The sequence below is a fragment of the Sphingomonas sp. AP28 genome (assembly GCF_056680455.1).
In genome coordinates this window covers 718610-734387 of record NZ_CM155283.1, presented here as the reverse complement: position 1 = coordinate 734387, position 15778 = coordinate 718610, and the positions used below count along the sequence as shown (strand labels likewise).

12 protein-coding genes are annotated in these 15778 nt (G+C 64.7%); 10 read left to right on the top strand and 2 right to left on the bottom strand.

The features are described from left to right. Positions 1 to 15: 15 nt before the first annotated feature. From modA to AC1MH0_RS03220, 3 genes are read left to right on the top strand one after another with little or no spacing between them, the layout of a single operon-like run. Entirely contained in the window at positions 16 to 747 is a 732-nt protein-coding gene (gene modA / locus AC1MH0_RS03230) for a molybdate ABC transporter substrate-binding protein (RefSeq protein ID WP_480965662.1), read from the top strand. After that, the gene (modB, locus tag AC1MH0_RS03225) at positions 747 to 1436 is read left to right on the top strand and encodes a molybdate ABC transporter permease subunit (RefSeq protein ID WP_480964701.1); all 690 of its coding nucleotides are present in this window, start codon (positions 747 to 749) and stop codon (positions 1434 to 1436) included. The genes modA and modB overlap by 1 nt, the downstream gene beginning before the upstream one ends. Then, positions 1426 to 2025, top strand: a complete 600-nt coding sequence (locus AC1MH0_RS03220; RefSeq protein WP_480964700.1) for an ATP-binding cassette domain-containing protein — start codon at positions 1426 to 1428, stop codon at positions 2023 to 2025. The genes modB and AC1MH0_RS03220 overlap by 11 nt, the downstream gene beginning before the upstream one ends. A 17-nt stretch (positions 2026 to 2042) precedes the next feature. Here the strand turns inward: AC1MH0_RS03220 and AC1MH0_RS03215 are convergent, their stop codons facing one another. Together AC1MH0_RS03215 and htpG are read right to left on the bottom strand one after the other, a co-directional pair. After that, positions 2043 to 4274 carry a glycoside hydrolase family 3 N-terminal domain-containing protein gene (locus AC1MH0_RS03215; protein WP_480964699.1) on the bottom strand — a complete coding sequence of 744 codons (2232 nt, stop codon included), beginning with the start codon at positions 4272 to 4274 and terminating at the stop codon, positions 2043 to 2045. Positions 4275 to 4354: 80 nt separating this feature from the next. Then, positions 4355 to 6259, bottom strand: a complete 1905-nt coding sequence (gene htpG / locus AC1MH0_RS03210; protein WP_480964698.1) for a molecular chaperone HtpG — start codon at positions 6257 to 6259, stop codon at positions 4355 to 4357. Positions 6260 to 6722: 463 nt separating this feature from the next. Between htpG and AC1MH0_RS03205 the strand changes: the two genes are divergently transcribed. The 7 genes from AC1MH0_RS03205 to AC1MH0_RS03175 all read left to right on the top strand — a co-directional run bounded on the left by AC1MH0_RS03205 (position 6723) and on the right by AC1MH0_RS03175 (position 15667). Beyond that, entirely contained in the window at positions 6723 to 8255 is a 1533-nt protein-coding gene (locus AC1MH0_RS03205) for a flavin monoamine oxidase family protein (RefSeq protein ID WP_480964697.1), read from the top strand. Between the two features lie 259 nt (positions 8256 to 8514). Further along, positions 8515 to 11085, top strand: coding sequence for a TonB-dependent receptor plug domain-containing protein (locus AC1MH0_RS03200; RefSeq protein WP_480964696.1), 2571 nt, complete (start codon positions 8515 to 8517; stop codon positions 11083 to 11085). Positions 11086 to 11153: 68 nt separating this feature from the next. After that, positions 11154 to 11681, top strand: a complete 528-nt coding sequence (locus tag AC1MH0_RS03195; protein WP_480964695.1) for a RidA family protein — start codon at positions 11154 to 11156, stop codon at positions 11679 to 11681. Positions 11682 to 11851: 170 nt separating this feature from the next. After that, complete coding sequence (locus tag AC1MH0_RS03190) at positions 11852 to 12331, top strand: DUF4126 domain-containing protein (RefSeq protein ID WP_480964694.1); 480 nt, start codon at positions 11852 to 11854, stop codon at positions 12329 to 12331. Beyond that, entirely contained in the window at positions 12328 to 13710 is a 1383-nt protein-coding gene (locus tag AC1MH0_RS03185) for an FAD-containing oxidoreductase (protein ID WP_480965661.1), read from the top strand. The genes AC1MH0_RS03190 and AC1MH0_RS03185 overlap by 4 nt, the downstream gene beginning before the upstream one ends. Further along, on the top strand, positions 13707 to 15365 hold the full coding sequence (locus AC1MH0_RS03180) for an FAD-dependent oxidoreductase (RefSeq protein ID WP_480964693.1): 1659 nt from the start codon (positions 13707 to 13709) through the stop codon (positions 15363 to 15365). The genes AC1MH0_RS03185 and AC1MH0_RS03180 overlap by 4 nt, the downstream gene beginning before the upstream one ends. Then, positions 15362 to 15667, top strand: coding sequence for a UBP-type zinc finger domain-containing protein (locus tag AC1MH0_RS03175; RefSeq protein WP_480964692.1), 306 nt, complete (start codon positions 15362 to 15364; stop codon positions 15665 to 15667). Before AC1MH0_RS03180 ends, AC1MH0_RS03175 begins: the two co-directional genes overlap by 4 nt. Positions 15668 to 15778: the final 111 nt, after the last annotated feature.

Below are 15778 nucleotides of genomic sequence, written 5' to 3'. Positions count from 1 at the left end.
ACGTCGGCACTGGTGATGACGGCCAGTCTAGGAGCAACGGGTGCCCAAGCTCAGCGGCGCCCGCCGCTGGTTCTCGCGGCGGCGTCGTTGCAGGAATCCCTGAGCGCGGCGGCTGATGCGTGGGCCAAGAAGGGGCATGTGAAGCCGACAATCTCTTTCGCGGCATCGTCGGCGCTTGCGCGGCAGGTCGAGTCCGGGGCGCCGGCGGACCTGTTCGTGTCGGCGGACGAGGACTGGATGAATGAGCTTGCCGCGAAAACCCTGATCGTCGCCAGCACCCGCGTCACGTTCCTCGGCAACCGCCTCGTCGTCGCGGCGCCAGCGGGTAGCAAGGTGCGGATTCCGGTGCGCCCGCCCGCTGCGCTCGTTCGCGTACTGACCGCCGGACCGTTGGCGATGGCGGATACCGCCGTGCCCGCCGGGAAATACGGGCAGGCGTCGCTCGAGAAGCTCGGCGTCTGGGCGCAGGTGTCGCCGAAGGTAGTTCGCGCGGAAAATGTCCGCGCGACGCTGGCGCTGGTCGAGCGCGGCGCGGCGCCGCTCGCGATCGTCTACGCGACCGATGCCAAGGCGTCGGCCAAGGTTCGTATCGCCGGGGTCTTCCCCGAGGCGACGCATCCCGCGATCACCTATCCGATCGCGCGGCTGAAGACGTCGATGAACCCGGAGGCTGAGGGCTTCCGCCGCTTCCTCGTCTCGCCTGCGGGCAAGGCGATTTTCGTCCGCTACGGGTTCTCCGCGCGCTAGTGCTCGACGCGACCGAATGGGGGATCGTTGCGCTGTCGTTGAAGGTCGGCGGCGTCGCGATGGCGGTGACCTTGCCGATCGCGTTCGCGCTGGCGTGGCTGCTCGCGCGCGTCCGTTTTCCGGCGAAAGTCGTCGTCGATGCGGCGATCCATCTGCCGTTGGTCGTCCCGCCGGTCGTGACCGGTTGGTTGCTGTTGCTGGCGTTCGGACCCAATGGTCCGATCGGCGCTCGGCTTCAGGAGTGGTTCGGCGTGACGGTCTTGTTCCGCTGGACCGGCGCGGCGATCGCTGCGGGCGTCATGGCGCTGCCGTTGATGGTGCGCGCAATGCGGATCTCGATCGAAGCGGTCGACAGGCGGCTTGAAAACGCCGCGCGAACGTTAGGTGCGGGGCCGTGGCGCGTGTTCTGGACGCTGACCTTGCCGCTCAGTATTCCCGGCGTACTGGCCGGTGCGGTACTCGGCTTTGCGCGATCGATCGGTGAGTTCGGCGCGACGATCACCTTCGTTTCCAACGTGCCCGGCGAAACGCAGACGCTGCCGCTGGCGATCTACTCCGCGCTCCAGCAACCCGGCGCCGATGCGCTCGTGTGGCGATTGTCGTGCGTATCCGTAGGCTTGTCGTTGATCGCTCTGATTGCGTCGGAACTGTTGACGCGTCGTGCGGGGCGGGGTCTCCATGTCCTTTGAGATCGATATCGAGAAACGGCTCGGCGATACGCAGGTGTCGTTGACGCTGGAGGCAGGCGAGGGGGCGACGGTGCTGTTCGGCCCGTCTGGCGTCGGAAAATCGAGCGTTCTCAACATGGTTGCCGGGCTACTCCGCCCCGACCGCGGCCGGATCGTGGTCGATGGCGAAACGGTGTTCGGGAACGGCGTGAACGTGCCACCCGAGCGCAGGAAAGCCGGATATGTCTTTCAGGAAGCGCGATTATTCCCACATAAGCGCGTGCGCGCGAACCTGCTGTACGGCGTCCGTGGGGAGGCCCAGCGGTTCGAGGATATCATCGGCTTTCTCGGCATCGGCCATCTGCTCGAACGCTGGCCGCGCACGCTCTCCGGCGGCGAGGCACAGCGGGTGGCGATTGGCCGGGCGCTGCTCAGCCAACCGCGCTTCCTGTTGCTCGACGAACCGCTGTCGTCGCTTGATCGTGCGCGCCGCGAAGAGATCATGCTGGCGATCGAGCATGTCCGCGACGTGCTCAAGCTTCCGATCCTGATGGTGACGCACGACCCAGAAGAGGCCGAGAGGATTGGAAACCGGGTCGTGCGGATGTAGCTTCGCGGAAGACGCAGTTATACCAATTCGAAGCTCTGTTTCTCGCCATCGACCGAACTCGTCGCAACCCAGAGGTCGAACAGGCCCGGTTCGATCACCCAATCGCCGTCACCCCAGAAGCGCAGGTCTTCGCGCCTCAAAGTCAACGTCACGCGCTTCGATGCGCCGGGTGCCAGCGAGACGCGCGCGAACCCCTTGAGTTCGCGGACCGGCCGGGTGCGGCTGGCGACCCGGTCGTGGATGTAGAGCTGCACCACTTCGTCGCCGGCTCGGGCACCGGTGTTCGTAACGGTGGCGGTCACCGTGAGCGCACTTGTCATCCGCGCTGGCACGAAGACATTCGAAATCGAGAAGCTGGTGTAGCTCAGGCCGTGACCGAACGGGTATAGCGCTTCGTTCCTGGTCTCGCGGTAGCGCGATTTGTATTCCTGACTCCCCGTATCCGGCGCCGGACGGCCGGTGTTCTTGTGGTTGTAGAAATAGGGTTCCTGCCCGCTCTCGTTGGGGAAGCTGGCGGCCAGCTTGGCCGACGGGTTGACGTCGCCGAACAGGACGTCGGCGATCGCATGGCCGCTTTCGGATCCGAGGAACCACGTCGCCAGGATCGCCGGCGCGTTCTTCACCGCACCATGCAGGGCAAGCGCGCGGCCGTGGCGGAGCAGCACGATGATGGGCTTGCCCGTTGCGGCGACGGCTTCGGCGAGCGCCATCTGTGGTGCGGGAACGGTGATCTCGGTACGCGATTGCGCCTCGCCCGACATGAGTTGCGATTCGCCGATCGCGAGCAGGACGATGTCCGCGTTTTGCGCAGCAGCGACGGCAGCGGCGATCCCGCCGAGCAGGGGAGCTTCGATCTCGGATCCGGGCGCCGTCGTCACGGTCAGCCCGCGTGCGCGCAGCCCTTGGGCGACCGAGACGTTGAGCTTTTCGTCGGCCATGAACGCCCAGGTACCGACGACATTTTTGCGGTCCTCCGCGAACGGCCCAATCAAGGCGATGCGACCCGGATTCTTCTTCAGGGGCAGCAGCGTGTTGTCGTTCTTTAGCAGCACGATCGAACGTGCGCCGGCCTCGCGGCTGAGCTTCAGCATGGCGGGCGTCGAGACGCTAGTGCGTTCCGCCTTCTGGCTGACCGAGCGATAGGGGTTGTCGAACAATCCGATCGCATCCTTCAAGTGAAGCACGCGGCGGACGCCTTCGTCGAGCTTTGCGAGCGGAACCTCGCCCTTCTCGACAAGGTCGGGCAACCAGAGATTGAACAGGTTGGACTGCATGGCCATGTCCATTCCTGCCATGAACGCCTTCTTCGCGGCGTCGCGGCCATCGGTGGCATAGCCGTGCGCGACGAGTTCCTCGTCCGCGGTGTAGTCGCCGACGACTATCCCGCGAAACCGCCATTCGCCGCGCAGCAGATCGGTCATCAACCAGTGATTGCCGCTGGAAGGAACGCCGTCGATGTCGTTGAACGCGCTCATCAACGTCGCCACGCCCGCATCGACCGCAGCCTTGAACGGCGCGAGATGGACCTCATGCAGCGTGGCGGGCGAAATCTCAGTGAAGTTGTAATCCTGGCCACCGGACACCGCTCCGTACGCGGCGAAATGCTTGGCACAGGCGGCAACGCGGGTTGGGTCGCGAAGGTCGTTGCCCTGAAAACCGCGGACGCGTGCCTTCGCCAGCTGCATGCCGAGATACGGGTCCTCGCCGGAGCCCTCCGCGACCCGGCCCCAGCGCTGGTCGCGCGCGACGTCGACCATCGGCGCGAAGGTCCAGTGGATGCCGAGTGCAGTGGTCTCGAGCGCCGCTGCGCGGGCGGTGCGTTCGGCAAGGTCGGGATCGAATGCGCAGGCCTCGGCGATCGGCAGCGGATAGGCGGTGCGTAAACCGTGGATGACGTCACCCGCGAAGATCAGCGGGATCTTGAGCCGGGTCGCGAGCGCCGCATCCTGCGCGGCCTTGGCACCGGCATAGCCGACACCATTGAACAGCATGCCGATCTGCCCGGTCCTGATCCGCGCGATCTGTTCGGCAGCACCGCCGGTCGCGAGGCCGGGGTTGAACGGCACGCCGATCGGCCGGATCTGATCGGAGAAGCAGCTGAGTTGGCCGGCTTTCTCCGCAAGCGTCATCTTGGCGATCAGGCTCTCGATTCGGTCGCTCTGCGCGAACGCAGAGGTCGAGCCGAGCGACAGGCCAGCGATAGCTGCGCCGCCGGCCAGCATCTGACGGCGGTCTAGAATGGGCGACATATCCTGCTCCTCAGTCTTTGGAGCGGGGTTAGTCGCTGGACCGCGGTTCCGCAAACTTGCGGAACCGCGGTCGTCTGCGCTCAGCCCAGCGCGCGCGTGAACAGTCGCGTCAGGCGAGCGGAGAAGGCGCGGGCATCGATCGGACGCTCGCCATCCGCAATCTGCGCCTCGTCGAACAACAGATGCGCCGCGTCCTCGCGGAGTGCGGTCTCGTCTTCGCCGAGCGCGGCAAGCTTGGCGATCAGCTCGGAACGTGGGTTAATCTCCAGCACCGGCTTGGCTGCGGGCATCGCCTGACCGCTGGCGGCAAGGATGCGTTCGAGCTGGCGATCCATCCCGCTATCGGATGCGACCAGGCAGACCGCGCTGTCCGTCAGACGCTGGGATGCGCGAACCTCCGAGACTGCATCCGCCAGCGTCGTCTTCACGAACGCGATGAAGTCAGCGACTTGTGGCGACGCGTCGGCGGTGGGCTGCTCGGCGCCACCGACTAGCGGAATCAGCCCGAGATCGGCGGCTCCTTGCGTGACCGACTTGAACGGCTTGCCGTCATGATCGATTCCGGCCGTGACCCAGAATCCATCGACCGAATCCGGCAACAACAGCACTTCGATCCCGCGCGCGCGGAACCCTTCGAGCTGGGGCGAGGCTTCGAGTCGGTCGAGATCGGTGCCGACCGCGTAGTAGATCGCGGTCTGGTTGTCCTTCATCGCCGCGAGGTAATCGGCGACCGAACGCCATGCGCCGCCGGACGTCGTCGTCTTGAACCGAGCAAGCTTCAGCAGCGCTTCGCGCCGTTCGAAATCCTCGTACAGCCCCTCCTTCAAAACCGCGCCGAAATTCTCCCAGATCTTCGCATACGCGTCAGGGTCGCGCGTCGCGAGCTTGTCGAGTTCGCCCAGCACGCGGCCCGTCACGCCTTTGCGGATCGCGGCGAGCATCGGGCTTTCCTGGATCATCTCGCGCGAGACGTTAAGCGGAAGGTCGGACGAATCGACCAGCCCGCGCATGAAGCGGAGATAGCGCGGCAGGACCTCGGCGTCTTCGGTGATGAAGACGCGTTTGACGTACAACTTCATGCGGCCGTTGCGGTCGGAGTCGAACAGGTCGAACGGTTTGGCCCCCGGCACATAGGCGAGCACCGAATATTCGTGCACCCCTTCGGCGCGGTAGTGGAGCGTCAGCGCGGGTTCGTCATACTGGCCGGAGACGCTGCGGTAGAAATCTGCATAGTCCTCGGCCGAGATATCCGCCTTTGGCTTGGTCCACAGCGCGGCACCGTCAGCGATATCGACCGGCTCGGAATCGGGCTTTTCGCGGAGCGTGATCGGCACGGGTACGTGGCCCGACTGGTCCTTGATGAGGCGCTCGACCGTGAACCGGTCGGTGTAGGTGGTCGCGTCTTCGAGCAGGTGCAGCACGACGCGGGTGCCGCGGGCAGGGGCGTCGGCGGTCGGCACGTCGGCGATCGTGTAGGTGCCGAGGCCGTCCGACGACCAGAGCGAGGCGATGTCCGCGCCGGCGCGACGGGAGATCACGTCGACCTTCGAGGCGACCATGAACGCGGAATAGAAGCCGACGCCGAACTGGCCGATCAACTGCGCGCCATCCGAACCGCTCGATGCCGCGATCCGGTCCATGAACGCCTTGGTGCCCGAGCGCGCGATCGTGCCGAGCGCTTCGCCCATGTCATCGGCGGTCATGCCGATGCCGTTGTCCTCGATCGTCAGCGTCTTGGCCTCGGAATCGAGTGTGATCGCGATCGCCAGCCGGGTCTCGTCGCCGAGCAACTCGGGGGCGCTCAACGCCTCGTACCGCAGCTTCTCGCACGCATCCGCGGCGTTCGAGATGAGTTCGCGCAGGAATACGGTCTTATCCGAGTAGACCGAATGCACCATCATGTGGAGCAACCGCGCGACGTCCGCCTCGAAGGCGTGGGTCTCGGGCGCGGAGGTCTCGGCAGCGGAAGCGGTTTCGATGGTCATAGGATGTGACAGGTCTCTTGGTGAAATGATCAGTCCGAGAATTGGCCGGAGCACGTACCGAATTCAAGGCCCGCGTGGTTGCACGGGTTGCCGCCTCAAGATCGTCACCGCGGCGTTAAAGATTTCATTTGCGTTACATGTCAAAGCAATGTTCAATCCGAATCGTCCAGTCAAAAGATGCAACGTGTCGAGATATCGCGTGCAAAGGAACGATGTGTTCTTTTGTGATCGCTGTCCGACGTCCATCGGGGCTGGCGGGGGATGATGATCCTGCAAGGCTGCTGACGGGTTCGACCCGCCGGCAATTCTGATCTTCGGCAAACCCAGGGGGGTGCCGTTTCGGGGGGCCTTGATGACTAGACACGGTGTGATGACACGCAGGACCTTGTTGGGCCGGCTTGGCCTGATGGGAGGGTTGAGCGCTACGCTTGGCGCAATGCAGGCTTTAGGTCTTACCAATGGAGTGATCGGTACCTCGCAGGCGGAGGGGCTGGCGATGTTGCCGCCGGGGGTCGGCAAGGGAACGCATGTCGTCGTGCTAGGGGCCGGGATCGCGGGGCTGACCGCCGCATACGAACTCGAACAGGCAGGCTTCCAGGTCACGTTGCTCGAAGCGCGAGACCGGGTCGGCGGCCGCGCCTGGACGGTGCGGGACGGCGACAAGATCGAGATGATCGGAGAGCAGACGCAGACTGCCAAGTTCTCCGAAGGAATCTATTTTAACGCCGGACCTGCGCGCATTCCAAGCTTCCACCAGGGGCTGATCGGGTATGCGAAGAAGTTCGACGTGCCGCTGGAGGTCGAGGTCAATTCGAGCCGCTCGGCCTATGTGATGGGCGAGAACGGCAGCAAGATCCGGATGCGGACCGCGATCAACGACATGCGCGGCCACATTGCCGAACTGTTGGCGAAGGCGATCAACCAGGGTGCGCTCGACCAGTCGGTGACGGCGGCGGACAAGCAGAAATTGCTACCGTTCCTCAAGGCATACGGCGACCTCGGTACTGACTATGCGTTTGCGGGCACCGAGCGATCGGGGTTCGGGACCGCACCGGGGGCGGGCGTCACCTTCTCGTCGGCGGGCAGCGCAGTGCCGATGGACCAGTTGCTGGCGAACGAACGGCTGCCGATGACGCTGTTCGAGGACAATCTCTACATGCAGGCGACGATGTTCGAGCCGGTCGGGGGGATGGACCGTATCCACGCCGGGTTCGATCGCAATCTGCGCCGCCCCGCGATCCGCGGTGCCGAGGTCACGAAAGTCCGTCACACCGCCCGCGGCGTCGACGTCGTCTACCGCGACAAGGCAAGCGACGTGGTCGACACCGTGACGGCGGATTACATCATCTGCACGATCCCGTTCCCGGTGCTCGCGACGATCGATACCGACTTCTCGCCCGCGCTGAAGAAGACGATCGCGGGGGTGGTCTACGATCACTCGAACAAGGTCGCATTCGAAAGCCCGCGCTTCTGGGAACGCGAACAGATCTATGGCGGCATCTCGTTCGTCGGCGGCCCGACGACTCTGATCTGGTACCCGTCGGCAGGGCTGCATTCCGCGCGCGGCATGATCCTGGGCTGTTATTCGTCGGGACCCAATGCCGCCGAGTTCGCCAAGCGGCCGATCGCGGAGCAGATCGCGTTCTCGCGCGGGGTGATCGACCGGCTGCACCCGGGGCATGGCGGCGATCTGGTCAACGGCATCGCGGTGAACTGGCACAAGATCCCGTACAGCCTGGGGCCTTGGCCCGACTGGAACGCGGGCAGCGCCAATGGGCGGCAGGAGGGGCATATCGATACGCCCGAGTTTCGCTTGCTCCAGCAACCCGACGGCCGCGTCTATTTCGCCTCCGCCGCACTCAGCCAGACGCCGGGCTGGCAGGAGGGCGGCATCCAGTCTGCGCAAGGCCAGGTCGTCGCGCTGGCTAAACGCGTCGCGGCGCAGGGCGCCAACCGGACTGTACTGGGTCCACGCGATGGAAGACGTGCAGCCTAACACCAGTGCCTCAAGGCAAAACGTTGCATAATAGTGACAGCGCAAACAATAGTTGCGTATTAAATATTCATTAGATCCGAATCAGTTGTCACGTATCTTCCTATAGTCAATCCTGACCAAGGTTAAAGATTTAAGCAAATCGGGGTATGGGACTGCGAAACGGTGTTTCGTGGATCGGGTAACTGTAAATAGATGGCATAAGATCATCGAAGAATATTGAGGATAGCTGAAGGCGCTCAACAATAAGGGGGGAAACCTTATGCGGATCGTTACCAGCATTTCACGCGGCGCACTTATCGTGGCGCTCGCCAGCGCCGGACACATGACGGCCTCCGCGCAAACCGCGTCGGTTACCGTGACCGATCCCCAGACCGGATCTTCCGAGATACCCGACGACATCATCGTCACCGGTACGCGCGCGACAGGCATTACCGCGGCCGAAAGCGCTGCCCCGATCAAGGTGCTCGACGCCGAACTCATGAGCCATGTCGGCCAGCCCAACCTCAACCAGGTGCTGACCCAGCTCGTACCGTCGTTCACGGCGCAGGCGTTCGGCGGCGACACCGCCAACCTGACGCTGTCGGCGCGGTTGCGTGGGTTGAGCCCGAACCACACGCTGGTCCTGATCAACGGCAAGCGACGGCACGGCACCTCGAACCTCGCCGTCCTCGGCGGACCGTACCAGGGTGCGGCGACCGCCGATCTCGACCTGATCTCGCCAGCGTCGATCAAGCGCATCGAGGTGCTGGAGGATGGTGCAGCCGCACAATATGGCTCGGACGCGATCGCCGGCGTCATCAACGTCATCCTGAAGGACGACAAGGAAGGCGGCGACGCTTCCCTGACCGCGGGAGAGAATTACGACACCGGCGGCCGCACCTATGGGGGAAGCCTGCACCTCGCGACCAAGGTCGGTGAAAACGGCTTCATCAACGTCACCGGCTTCTACCGCTATCACGACTTCACGCAGGTCGGCGGGCTCGATCGACGCGTCACCGACATCAACGGCAAGCTGCTGACGAGCGCGACGACGCCGTCGATCACGCCGCTCCAGCAAAGCCTCTATCCGGGGATGTCCGACTTTCCCTACGTGAACAAGATCAGCGGCGATGCGCAGTCGCGCCTCATCAACCTCCAGTATAACTCGGCATATGATTTCGGCGGTATCGAGGCGTACAGCTTCGGCACCTATTCACGTCGCGTCGCCAGCGCCTACGAGAATGTCCGGGTGCCGACCCGCGTATCGCGCACCGTCGCGGGGGTGACGACCTATTTCGATCCCGAGGGCGATAGCCCGGTCAACGGCTTTTCCCCGCGTGAGAAGATACGCGAGGAAGACATGGCGTTCACCGGCGGCGTCCGCGGCGACGTCAGCGGCTTCCACTACGACCTGTCGTCGACGTTCGGTCAGGACAAGAACGAGATCTATACCGTCAATTCGGCGAACGCCTCGCTCTACGCGGACACCGGCTTTACGCCGACCACCTTCTACAACGGCTTTTTCAAATCGAGCGAGCTGACCGTCAACGCCGACTTCACGCATGAGATCGAGGCGGGCATGGCGGCACCGATCAACCTCGCCTTCGGTGGCGAGTATCGCAAGAACGTCTATCAGATCGGCGCGGGCGATGCCGCCTCGACCTACAAGGAAGGCGGGCAGTCCTATCCCGGTTTCCGCAGTTCGGATGCGGGCGTCAACGGGCGGAATTCGCAGGCGGGTTACGTCGATGTGGCGCTGATGCCGGTCGAGGGCTGGAAGGTCGATGTCGCAGGTCGGTACGAACATTATTCCGATTTCGGCAGCAAGTTCATCTACAAGGGGACAACGCGCTACGACTTCTCCGATGCGTTCGCGTTGCGGGGCACGTTCTCGACGGGGTTCCGTGCACCGACGCTGGCGGAATCGTTCTACTCCGCGACCAACGTCTCGCCCACTTCCGCGTTCGTGCAGCTGCCGGCCAATTCAGCCGCGGCCAAGCTGCTTGGTTTTGCCAATTTGAAACCGGAGAAGTCCACCAACTACAGCTTCGGGACGGTCATCCGGCCGGTGCCGCGCCTGACGATCACGATCGACGCGTATCAGGTAAAGATCGAGGACCGTATTCTCGGCACGGGATCGCTGTTCGGCGGCGGCGGCGCGACCTCGCCGGTCAACGTCAACTTCCCCGTGGTGACCGCGGCGATCCGTGCGAATGGCAACGTCCTCGATCCAACGGTGACCCAGACCGGCATCAACATCTTTACTAACGGCGCGGACACCAGGACCCGTGGCATCGATGTCGTTGCCAGCTATGCGAGCGATTTTGGCGAGTATGGCAATGCGACCTGGACCCTGTCGGGCAACTACAACCAGACCAAGATCACCAAGGTCATGTCGGCCCCACCGCTGGTCAACGTCCTCGGGCAGACCATCACTGTGCCTCTGTTCGATCAAGGCGCCCGCGCCAATATCGAGACCGCATCGCCGCGGGTGAAGGTCATCGGCTCGACCTTCTATTCGATCGAGAAATTCTCGATGACGTTGCGTGGTACGGTCTACGGCAAGAGCTCGGCCAGATACAGCCCGGACGGCGGCACTTTCTACAAGCAGACGATCGGGACCGCGTTCATCGGCGACGTCGAATTGAACTTCAAGGCGACCGACGATCTGGAGCTGTCGATCGGGGCGAACAACGTCTTCAACAAGAAGTCGCCGACACTCGGGCTGGTACCGGGTACGACCAATGCGACCCTGGTCGGCGGCGGCAACCAGCTCGACGCGCCGCTGACGTTCAGCCCATACGGGATCAACGGCGGCTATTATTATGCGCGGATGAACGTGAGCTTCTGAGAGATCGGACGCGGCGTTACATCGCGCCGCGCCCGAACCATTCGTATCGGCAATTGGGAGAAAGACGTATGATGATCAAAATGAAAGCCATCGCACTGACCGTGGCAACCTGCACGATGCTCGCACTGCCCGGCGTGGCGATGGCGGCCGATACCAAGTCGGCGATCGTTCGGCATGCTAACACTCCGCCCGGCCTGATCCTGCAGGGCGTTACCGTGCCGGCAGGGGCGAAGATGCTGTATCTCAGCGGGCAGCTCGCGGCGCCGATCGACCCGGCGAGCAAGACGCCGCCCGCGCAACTGACGATCGCCGATTTCGGCGATACCAAGACGCAGACGATCAGCGTGTTCACCAAGATCAAGACGATCCTGGCCGCGCAGGGCTATGCGATGAGCGACGTCATCAAGCTGACCGTGTTCGTCGCTGGTGATCCGAAGCTTGGCGGCAAGATGGACTTTGCCGGCATGAACGACGCCTTCAAGATGTATTTCGGGACGGCGGAGAACCCGAACACCGTCGCGCGGTCGACCGTTCAGGTCGCAGCGTTGGCGGGGCCGGCGTTCCTGGTCGAGATCGAGGCGACGGCGGCGAAATAAATTCGGGCGGAGGTGGCCTTGTGTTCGCTTTCGATATCAGGTGCTTGGTCCGGTCGGGTGGTTGGCTGACGGTAACCCACGACTGGATCGAGGCCAGATCGGATGCGTAACGAATTGACGCTCGGGGCGGTGCGTGGGACGATGTTGGACACACCGGACCGGAGACCGCCATGCTTGTCCCCTCGCTCGCTCACGGACTGATCCTCGCCTTCGTCATCGGCATCGTCGCGGGGTTGCGCGCGATGCTGGCGCCCGCCGCGATAGCCTGGGCCGCTAGCAAGGGGACGTTGCCGTTGCAGGGTACATGGCTCGCGTTCCTCGGCTACCGGTTCACGCCGTGGATATTCACGCTGCTCGCGGCCACCGAACTCGTCACCGATCAGCTTCCGTCGACACCCAGCCGCAAGGTTCCGGCTCAGTTCGGTGCGCGACTGCTCACGGGAGGGCTGTCGGGCGCAGCGTTGGGGTTCGGCATCGGCGCGCCGTTGCCGGGGATCGTGCTCGGCGTCGTCGGTGCGGTCGTCGGTATCTACGGTGGTGCAGCGTTGCGCGCACGACTGGCGGTGGCGTTCGGTAACGATCGGCCAGCCGCGCTGATCGAGGATGCGATTGCGATCCTCTTGGCGGTGCTGGTGGTGTTGTCGATCTGATGCGGACGTTCGACGCGATAATCATCGGCGCCGGGCAGGCCGGACCAGCGCTGGCCGGCCGCCTCACCGCCGCGGGCATGACAGTCGCGCTGATCGAGCGGAAACTGGTCGGCGGCACCTGCGTCAACACCGGGTGCATGCCGACCAAGACGCTCGTCGCCAGCGCCTATGTGGCACATCTGGCCCGACGTTCGGCTGAGTTCGGCATCACCGTGGGAGAGATCACGGTCGATATGCCCGCGGTCGCGGCCCGCGCGCGCAAAGTCGTGATGGATGCACGATCAGGCAACGAGCGCTGGCTCGAGGGCATGGCGGGCCTGACCCTACTACGCGGCCATGCACGCTTTACCGGGCCCTCCACCATTCTAGTCGACGGCGAGGCTCTGACCGCACCGCGCATCTTCCTCAACGTCGGCGGACGCGCGAGCGTGCCCGACATGCCGGGCGTCGGCGACGTGCCGCATCTCGACAATACCGACATGGTCGCGCTGGAGCAGGTCCCGGCGCACCTCGTCGTCGTCGGTGGCAGCTATGTCGGGCTGGAGTTTGCGCAGATGTACCGACGGTTCGGCGCCGCGGTGACGGTGGTCGAGCGCGGCGAACGATTGATCGGGCACGAGGATGCCGATGTGTCCGACGCGGTGCGCACGATTTTGGAGGATGAGGGCATCGCGGTGCGAACCGGCGCGAATTGCATCGCCTTCGCGCGGCATGACGTCGGCGTCGCGGTTTCGGTGGATTGCCACGCGGGCGATCCGCAGGTGGTCGGCAGCCACGTGCTGCTCGCCGTCGGGCGACGTCCAAACACCGACGATCTTGGGCTCGATCTTGCGGGGGTGGCGATGGACGAGAAGGGCTACGTGATCGTCGACGACCTGTTGCAGACCAACGTTCCCGGGGTTTGGGCACTGGGCGATTGCAACGGCCGCGGCGCCTTCACGCACACCGCGTACAACGATTTCGAGATCGTCGCTGCGAACCTGCTCGATGGCGATGACCGGACGTTGAGCCAGCGGCTGGTCGGCTACGCGCTTTACACCGACCCTCCGCTCGGCCGGGTGGGGATGACACAGGCCCAGGCGGAGCAGACCGGGCGACCGATCCTCGTCTCGAAGCGGCCGATGACCCGCGTCGGGCGCGCGGTCGAGAAGGGCGAGACCAAGGGGTTCATGAAGATCGTGGCGGATGCGGAAACACAGCGGATATTGGGGGCGGCGATCCTCGGCACGGGCGGCGACGAGGCGATCCACGGGATTCTCGACATGATGAACGCGGATCAGACGGTGTCGACGCTGCGCTGGGCGGTGCCGATCCACCCGACCGTGTCCGAGCTGATCCCGACGCTGTTGCTCGGGCTCGAACCGGTGGCGCGGACATGAGCGATGTCGGCGCGCGCGACCATCAGATGTTCCCCGTGCTCAACGCCGAGCAACTCGAGACGGCAAAGCGCTTTGCCAGCGGCCTTGCGCGCGTCTTCGCGGCGGGCGAGCAGGTCTATGCGATCGGCGACCAAGGCGTTGCGGCATGGCTGGTGCTCGCGGGAACGATCGACGTCGTCCGTCGCGACGGGCTGAGCCACGAGGCACCGATCACGACGCACGGCCCGGGGCAATTGACAGGCGAGGTCAACCAGCTTGCCGGCCGCCCGACGATTGCCGGCGGCACGGCCGGACCCGAAGGTTGCACCGCGCTGCCGTTCGATCCCGCGCACCTGCGTGCGCTGATGGTCGGGTCGGCGGACGTCGGCGAGATCGTGATGCGCGCGCTGATCCTGCGCCGCGTCGGCCTGATCGAGCAGGGCAGCGGGGGGACCGTGATCGTCGGCGTGCCGGGCAGTCCCGATGTCGTCCGGTTGCAGGGATTTCTCACGCGATCGGGGTATCCGAACATCGTCCTCGATGCGGCATCGGACGACGAAGGACATGCCTTAGTCGAGCGGACCGGGGTCGCTTCGAGCGACCTGCCGCTCGTGGTCTGTCCGAACGGTGCGGTGCTGAAAAGACCGTCGGATATCGAGGTGGCCGCGTGCCTCGGCATTACCCCCGACCTGGATCCGGACGTGGTCTATGATGTCGCGATCGTCGGCGCGGGGCCGGCCGGGTTGGCGGCGGCGGGGTATGCCGCGTCCGAGGGGCTGTCGGTGATCGTGCTCGACGAGCGTGCGATCGGCGGGCAGGCGGGGGCATCGGCACGGATCGAGAATTACCTGGGTTTTCCGACCGGCATTTCGGGGCAGGCGCTGGCGGGGCGTGCGTTCAACCAGGCGCTGAAGTTTGGGGCGGAGATCGCGATCCCGCTGACCGTCGAGCATCTCGATTGCGACGAGGATCGGCCTGCGGGCGACCCGCTTGCGCTCGAACTGCCGGGCGATCGACGCGTCCGATCGCGCACGGTGATCGTCGCGTCGGGCGCACGGTATCGGCGGCCGGACATCCCCGACCTGGCGGAGTTCGAGGGCGCGGGCGTGTCGTATTGGGCATCGCCGATCGAGGCGCGATTGTGCGAGGGCGAGGAGGTCGCGCTGGTCGGCGGCGGCAACTCGGCGGGGCAGGCGGTGGTTTTCCTAGCGCCGCGCGTGAAGCACCTGCACCTGATCGTGCGCCGTCCGTTGGCCGCGACGATGTCGAAATATCTGATCGACCGCATCGCCGCGCTGCCCAACGTGACGATTCGCGTCGGCACCGAGATCGTCGGGCTGGAGGGCGAGCGCGCGTCCGGGCTGACCGGCGCGGTCTTCCGGCAACGCAGCGACGGTGCGGAGACGCGGTGCGCGATGCGGCACCTGTTCCTGTTCATCGGCGCCGACCCCAATGCGGGCTGGCTGAAGGGCTGCATCGATACGGACGAGAAGGGGTTCATCGTCACCGGCGGCGCCGCGCTGCCGTTGCAGACGAGCCGGACCGGGGTGTTCGCGATCGGCGACGTCCGCGCGGGCTCGACCAAGCGCGTCGCGGCGGCGGTCGGCGAGGGCGCGGCGGTGGTCGCGCAGATTCACATGATATTGGCCGACATGGTGGAAAGGCGCGCAGGATGATCTACGGGTGTACGCATATGGAGACGATCCGCGACGTGACGCCGAGCGCGAAGGGGTGCGAGGAGTGCCTCAGGATCGGCAGCGAGTGGGTGCATCTGCGGTTGTGCCGGGAATGCGGCCATGTCGGCTGTTGCGACGACTCCCCACACCGCCACGCGACCGCACACTTTCACGCGACACGGCATCCGATCATCGAAGGGTATGACCCGCCGGAGGGCTGGGGCTGGTGCTTCGTGGACGAGACGATGGTCGATTTGCCGGACCAGACGCCGCAAGTGGGGCCGATCCCGCGGTATGTTTGAGAGCTACCCAGCGCAAGAAGTTTCGGACGAACTGGCTACAGGTACACCACCCCGGCGAAGGCCGGGGCCCAGTTGGTATGGCCTGAGTGACAAAGCGCAAACCTACATTAC